A 534-nucleotide genomic window follows, 5' to 3' on the forward strand; every position below is an offset into this window, starting at 1 on the left:
ATTGAAAAATTTAGGAGTATTGATGGCATTACACGGAGCAAAAAAGGTTGGCAAATAATTACACCAGATAAGCATGGTGATTGGATTAATCAACGTGATGACAATTTCAACGCCTTTTTAGCTATAGGTGATAAAGGTGACAAAAAAGGGCATGGTAAAAAGCTTTTTGAAAGTTTTTCTCTTGGAATTGTAACCAGTCGTGACGCTTGGGCGTACAATTCAAGCCGTAAAGCTTTAACAAAAAATATGCATAATATGATTAACTTCTATAATAGTGAAGTAAAACGTTTTAATGATACTTATGTACATGCTAACCGTAAGATACATAAAAATGCTGTAAATAATTTTGTCAATTTGGATGAAAGCAAAATTAGTTGGAGTCATAATCTCAAACGAGACTTGGACAAAGGCAAGACTTTTAACTTTGAAGGTGATTGCCTTACTCAAAGCCTTTATCGTCCTTTTACTAAGCAGTGGCTTTATTATAATCGGGATCTCAACGACGGTGTTTACAGAATGCCGCGTATATTCCCA

General features: G+C 34.6%; 1 protein-coding gene. It reads left to right on the forward strand.

Annotation, left to right across the window (positions count from 1 at the left end):
• On the forward strand, positions 1-534 hold a 534-nt coding region (locus tag ACFINS_RS11285; protein WP_375706321.1), incomplete at both ends, for a type ISP restriction/modification enzyme.

Origin of the sequence: Bartonella sp. AA2SXKL (assembly GCF_042197205.1) — a bacterium.
Classification (GTDB): domain Bacteria; phylum Pseudomonadota; class Alphaproteobacteria; order Rhizobiales; family Rhizobiaceae; genus Bartonella.